Here is a 6,170-nt window from a genome sequence, read left to right as displayed (position 1 = left end):
GGTTTAACAAAAACGGAGTGATACTTCGATTCATCAAAGAACCAATGATCAATACGAATAATGAGCAAGATGACATCATGAAACAAGCTATTCAAAAGATTATCCTTACACTTCTAACTGCATTTGCTGAAAAGGAACGTGAGGAAATCAAAACGAGACAAGCTGAAGGAATAGCCGTAGCAATACAGAGAGGTGTTAAATTCGGTCGCCCTGCCATTGATGTACCGGACAACTGGAATGAACTTTATGAGCAATGGAAAGCCAAAGAAATTACCGCCGTAAAGTTTATGAATGAAGTTAACATGACCAAAGCAACGTTTTATCGAAAAGTTAAAGAATATGAACAATAACAATAATCCTCCCTCCAAAATAAGAACAAATGTTTTGGTATCATTGTCCATACATGGTATAATTAAGAAATAAAATATAGGGAGATGAATACATGGAAAAAATTCAATTAAAAACGCTAGAACCAAATGAAGATATTAACAATATTCTTGGATTAATAGATTTAATTACTGATGAATACGGAAATTATTACTACCCAGTTAAATTAACTACTGGTGATGGTAAATTAAAGAAAGTAACACTTTCACATGCATATTACGAAGACGCTTTTTCTGAAATCTTTTATTCAGGCGTTCTTCAAGATGAAATCCCAAAAGAATACAGAAATAAGCATTTAGGCTTTTGCCTAAAAGACCGCTTAGTATCTGTTTTAGAGCGTTTAAAAAAGGACAATCGAAAGATCTTTACTATTCATGAATTAATAGCTAACGGTACAGAAGTTTCTACAATGAAATTAACAGAAACTCACCCTAGATCTAAATAAGATAAAAGGTAAGCCCTCCTTTAGTGTAGAGGGCTTACTTTAATTAGTTACACTCATTCTTATAAAACATCACACAGGTTAGGAAGAAACCCCCGATAGTAGCTACATCAGCAAAAGCGTTTAGAAATTCCATGAACATTCACTCCTTCTCTTTTAAAAGCTTTGGTATAAGTAATATAGAAGAACAACCAAATAATTTTAGATTTCCATAAAAAAATTTAGTGTGCTCTCTTATATGGGTCATGACATAAAGCATTATTACAGGTGCCAATATAAAATTTCTTATACTTTTCTTGTAAAATGGCACACTGCTCCCGCCCATATATAAACGCACCGGATTGTCTTTTAGAGCCGTACATTTGTATATACAAACAACAATCCAATTCGTAACAAAGAGATAAGCGCACCATTAATCAAAATTCGGTATACCTCTTTGTATATAAATGGCATTCGTAAAACAAAATCTCTCTTTACGTTTTCTATTCGTCCTTCAACATCGGTTTTGTGACACCTTATTAACGAAAATCATTATAAAAACAGACACATTTACAATGTCTTATAGATGCAATTCTGTTTTTGTTTCTTTGACTGTTCCTACACTTTAATAAAAGCGTCAATCATGAATAATAGGTCACACTTGTATTGCCAACACAGAAACATAGGCGCACTAATCTGAAATATCGGGTCATTTCTATATACAAGACACTGCGGCATTAATAACAAAAAAAGCCATGCAAACGCATGACTTTAGTTGATCAATATTAATAAAAAAGAACCCTCCAAATTTCCGAAAGGTTCATGTTAAAAATGTAGCTATCTTCGCAAGACACTCATCAATTATATCTAATATTTGTTCATCATCTTCATGAGACCTTAAAATCCTAATCCTCCGAGCTCTCCAATCTAATGTTCTTTCTTGATCTACAAGAATTACACCAGTTACAGGACTTCCACCCGGAACAGGGATCCCCTCTTCAGGTAATTTTACTTCATAAGGATAATCCTTTTCTTGATTCGTTATTGGACAAATTACTGCAAATCCAGTTGACTCATTAAACAATTTAGGGGAAAGAACAATACCTGTTCTTCTCCCAGCCTGTTCATGACCAGCCTGAGGATCAAAATTAAGAATAACAAAATCTCCACGTTCCGGTACACTTGACATTAGATTAATTCACGTCCCTCTCTACCCAAATCAATATATTCATGACGATTTTCAGGAGTAATTTTTGAAACTAATTCTTCTAACGAATATTTCTTCCGTTTTTTTCTCGGAGTAATAGTAATTATTCCTTGATTCCCCACCACTTTCATCTCAATTTCAGAACCTTGTTCAATTTTTACACGTTCAGCAACAACACTTGGGATACGAACTGCAAGACTGTTTCCCCACTTTTGAACAGTAGTAGACATAGTCAAAATATCCTCCTTTTGTTCATTTTTCTTATTGGAGTTCATTATAACACCCCCCTCTTGTAATGTATATACATAGTGTATACATTACCCCTAAAAAGATACCTCTCTATACAAAAATAGGCTTACACTAATAAATCATTAATAGCGAATCCTTTGTAATCTCTTGCGCCGCACATATAAACCCCCAAGATTCGTCAAAACGTCGTATATAAACTAATTTGGTCCCTTTCAGTAATATTTTAGGGAGCCATGTAGAACCGCGTAAAGTTTTGACGAGTATATCGCAAAAACACGAGCACCGCACTTACATATTTAAACAAACGCTTGTTCAAAACAGATGAAGTGGTTAACTTATTAGTAATCCTTCAATAAGTTTGATTCAATGGACGATACCGTCACTTATCGTCCTATACAATTTGTAAGACATAATAAAAAGAGCTCGTCTTATGGACGGCTCTTTTCTTGTAATGTATAATTTAATTATCTAATTAGGTTTTGAACACTCATTATTGAGTATGCTTTCTAGTTTGCCGACTAGGAAGCTTTTTTTATGATCAAAATCGTCACTCGGCTTTATATCTACCCTTGAAAGTGTATCAAGTTTCTTTTTCCATCTTGTTTTCTTGGACTTTTCCATTATCCCTAAAACGTCTGGATTTTTCAGCAAGTGCAATATCATAACTTTATCTTCTAATTTCATTGATTCATTACTTTCTATCTCAGTAAGAGTTTCCAAGTGATGCACCAGTATTCCCTCAAACGGATTAAAATCCGAGTCCTTAAAATTTTTAGCATAATCATTTCTCAAACGCGCTTCAAAACGTGTTACCTTATCCAATCCTTCGTACTGATCAATCGTCCCTTTATCTTGATTCTCTTGTTTTTTATCATAAATACAAAGATGACTTCTACCACTTCTACTACCTAAATACATTGTTTCAAGTTTCTTATCTCTGCCTTTTATGATTGTTTCTTTACGACTTTTCATATCCACTATACTTAAGTCCGCTATCTTCACATGATAATCTAATGCTATATGTATTTGTGATAACTTATGAGACTTCATTTCTAGTAATGACATAACACCTTGAGATACTTCTTTAACACCTTCAATATATTCATAATACTTAGGGTTAAACTCATAACGAACATCTTTAAGTCGGTCTAAATAACCTCTTTCATCACATTGTGATAATTGTTCTTGGATATTCTCCAATATTTGCTCCATCTCTTGAATAGGTAATCCATTATCGTAAGCTTGTCCTGATTTTGCTTTTCTAATTTGTTCAAGTAGTTGAATTTTCTTCTTAAGCAATTCTTGAGCGTCTACACGCTTTCTATCTTGCGCTATTTCTATCCGCCCTGCATTCTCATGAAGAAAGACATAAGAATAACCATAATTCGTTGATTTGTATTCCTGCTCTTCGAATCCAAACATCTGTATTTGTTCAACAAACACATCTTTATGAATTCTTATGTCTGCAAGAACGGTTAACTTATCAATTGTAACGTCTAACATACATTGATGTTTCATATTCAATTCTGCTTTCTTTGCCATAAGACCATCCTTTCTTTAGATTTAAAAACCTCAGGAAACACTAGGTTTGAAGAAAAAGTTCTCACAAAATGAGAGGGTTGCCTGCTTATTAGATATAGCAGGCAAGAATCATAAATCTATCATCCTACAAAAACATGATTCCTGTCTATATAAAACTCAAAACCTTCGGTCGGCCTCCGGCTAAAACCCCATTCCTCATCGTAAAGTTTTCTCATCATCATTCGGATACACCAAAAACTGTTCTATTTCTTCTTCTGTTAAATCATTTGGATCAATTCCTTTTTCTCTGCAATACCGATACATCTCTTTTAATTTAATTATCGGTTCATTAGGAGAAGAATGGGCCACATACACCCCATCTGGGAACCCACTTTCAAACTCTTCCATTTCTTTAATTAACTTTTCACGCTTTCTAGCTGCATGTGCTTTCGCAAAAATTGCATTGATTTCTTCCCATCTGTCTTTTTTACTCATTCGAAATACCTCTCTCACTTATCTATCAAAACAATAGAATACAATCGTAAGCGGACAAATAAAAGAGGGGTGGAATTTTTACACCCCTAGTCCGTTTCACTATCCAAACTTCAAATAATCAATCCCCAACCCCTTATCCAAGGGGCTTCCTCGCCGGATGGCGTTCCCCATGTGCATGGGAAAGTGCCAAGAGGATATTTAGAAGCATAAGTCCACTCCTTATGCTCACTACGTTCCGCTACCATGGACTTATATCATATATCCGTTTCTACTGCTTACCAGCTGACACAGGCGATATAAACACCTATTCAGCTAATCAACGGAGAAAATGTCCCAATCCATTCTCATGCATATCCGCTTCAGCTTTATTTAACATATATTCCTGTCGTTCCATCTCCTGCTTCAAATGATAAATATACGATTTAATACACTGAATCCGATGCAATTCTTCTGCTGCTTTTTCACGTTTGTCATGTCTTTGTCGTTCTTCATCTGTTAATTCAACTGAAACATAATCATCACTAGCCTTTTTCTCATTCATCATCATCTCATATTGCTTAATTGTCCATTCGTTCGCCATGAACTGGGACTCTAAAGTGCTTCCCAATTCGTTTTCTCTTCTCAACTTGTCGATTTTCCCTTGTAGATATTGTCGTTGTTCCTCATCATGTTTATATTTAAGCATTTTGCATTCTCCTTCATTAGTTAGTTTTGTTTTGGTAAATAAATCATGTATTCAAGCATTCTCATGCGGTCCAACGCCTATTCCCAAGGTTTTAAGCCCCCTTCCTGTTCAACTCTAGCAATTCATCATATAACCGCTTTTTCTGAAATGGTTTAATTATGATTGCATCTAATTGTTCATCCCAACCACCACGCAAAAATGCATCGATGATAATCAGATCCCTTTTGCTAGGAATCTTCTTTTCTCTGACATATTGGCTCACTAACGATTCATTAATTTTTGTAAATCGCACAAAATCCGCTTGTTTCATATTCCGCTCCATCAAAGCAACTTCAAATGATTGTCCCAACGTGTATCCAACGTGATATTTCCCTCTTGTAGACTCGTAATATTCTGCTACATCTCGCTTTATTTTGACCATATTTAGACCACCTTCTTATTTGATGATGAGAACATATCCACTTGCCTTACAAAAGTAAAGAGATTCCTGTAGTTTTCTATTTCTTTACAATTAAGAGCCTATTTCGATGGGTGTCTGATAGGTAAATCATGTAAAAAACGCCTATAGGAGGTGAAAATTTTGAAATTTTTCTAACCCACAAGGTGGTATATGTATGAGTTACTTGGAAAACTTTCCGTGCCCACCGCCCATATAACGATGGTTCGGAAGGATTGTCCGCAACTAAATATGAGACCGTCTCAAAAAGTACACATTATAAGACGCTTTTGGGACTTTCTCAAAACCCTATGGAATCAACATTTCAACCGTTTCAAAAAGTGTGATTCTGTATTATGATACGTTTCATAAAGAAACCCACATTTTGAGACGTAAAACCAAAACAAAAGGAGAAATTAAAATGACAAACAAAACATTCGCTTACATCCGTGTATCATCAAAGGAACAAAACGAAGCAAGACAAGTTGAGACAATGAAGAAAGAAGGTATCAACGAAAGAGATATGTACATTGATAAAGCCAGCGGAAAGGACTTTAACCGTCCTCAATATCAACTGTTAAAACAGATGGTTCGAAAAGACGATACAGTTGTTTTCGATTCAATTACACGTATGGGAAGAAATATGGACGAGACCCTAAAAGAATATGAATGGTTTAACAAAAACGGAGTGATACTTCGATTCATCAAAGAACCAATGATCAATACGAATAATGAGCAAGATGACATCATGAAACAAGCTATTCAAAAG

9 protein-coding genes are annotated in these 6,170 nt (G+C 35.0%); 3 read left to right on the top strand and 6 right to left on the bottom strand.

The features are described from left to right. Together FOT98_RS24520 and FOT98_RS24515 are read left to right on the top strand one after the other, a co-directional pair. Positions 1 to 350 (top strand): recombinase family protein (locus FOT98_RS24520; RefSeq protein ID WP_144291164.1); only part of this gene is annotated, 350 nt, incomplete at its 5' end. Between the two features lie 92 nt (positions 351 to 442). Continuing rightward, on the top strand, positions 443 to 832 hold the full coding sequence (locus tag FOT98_RS24515) for a hypothetical protein (RefSeq protein ID WP_063263433.1): 390 nt from the start codon (positions 443 to 445) through the stop codon (positions 830 to 832). Positions 833 to 1,628: 796 nt separating this feature from the next. Here the strand turns inward: FOT98_RS24515 and FOT98_RS24510 are convergent. The 6 genes from FOT98_RS24510 to FOT98_RS24485 all read right to left on the bottom strand — a co-directional run bounded on the left by FOT98_RS24510 (position 1,629) and on the right by FOT98_RS24485 (position 5,386). Continuing rightward, positions 1,629 to 1,997 (bottom strand): type II toxin-antitoxin system PemK/MazF family toxin, encoded by a 369-nt coding sequence (locus FOT98_RS24510; RefSeq protein WP_144291163.1) that lies wholly within the window; start codon positions 1,995 to 1,997, stop codon positions 1,629 to 1,631. Beyond that, positions 1,997 to 2,290 carry an AbrB/MazE/SpoVT family DNA-binding domain-containing protein gene (locus FOT98_RS24505; protein WP_063263439.1) on the bottom strand — a complete coding sequence of 98 codons (294 nt, stop codon included), beginning with the start codon at positions 2,288 to 2,290 and terminating at the stop codon, positions 1,997 to 1,999. Before FOT98_RS24505 ends, FOT98_RS24510 begins: the two co-directional genes overlap by 1 nt. 442 nt (positions 2,291 to 2,732) lie before the next feature. Further along, positions 2,733 to 3,806 (bottom strand): replication initiation factor domain-containing protein, encoded by a 1,074-nt coding sequence (locus tag FOT98_RS24500; protein WP_063263438.1) that lies wholly within the window; start codon positions 3,804 to 3,806, stop codon positions 2,733 to 2,735. Between the two features lie 195 nt (positions 3,807 to 4,001). Next, positions 4,002 to 4,280, bottom strand: a complete 279-nt coding sequence (locus FOT98_RS24495; RefSeq protein ID WP_063263437.1) for a hypothetical protein — start codon at positions 4,278 to 4,280, stop codon at positions 4,002 to 4,004. A gap of 316 nt (positions 4,281 to 4,596) precedes the next feature. Further along, positions 4,597 to 4,965 carry a hypothetical protein gene (locus FOT98_RS24490; protein WP_063263436.1) on the bottom strand — a complete coding sequence of 123 codons (369 nt, stop codon included), beginning with the start codon at positions 4,963 to 4,965 and terminating at the stop codon, positions 4,597 to 4,599. A gap of 91 nt (positions 4,966 to 5,056) precedes the next feature. Next, positions 5,057 to 5,386 (bottom strand): transcriptional regulator, encoded by a 330-nt coding sequence (locus FOT98_RS24485; protein WP_063263435.1) that lies wholly within the window; start codon positions 5,384 to 5,386, stop codon positions 5,057 to 5,059. Positions 5,387 to 5,822: 436 nt separating this feature from the next. Here FOT98_RS24485 and FOT98_RS24480 point away from each other — a divergent pair. Then, the coding region (locus FOT98_RS24480) for a recombinase family protein (RefSeq protein WP_144291162.1) at positions 5,823 to 6,170 on the top strand (348 nt) is incomplete at its 3' end.

This window comes from Bacillus sp. HY001 (genome assembly GCF_007558965.1).
Classification (GTDB): Bacteria; Bacillota; Bacilli; order Bacillales; family Bacillaceae_G; genus Bacillus_A; species Bacillus_A mobilis.
Note: the sequence above shows the minus strand (reverse complement) of the source record. Positions and strands in the feature narration are given on the sequence as shown.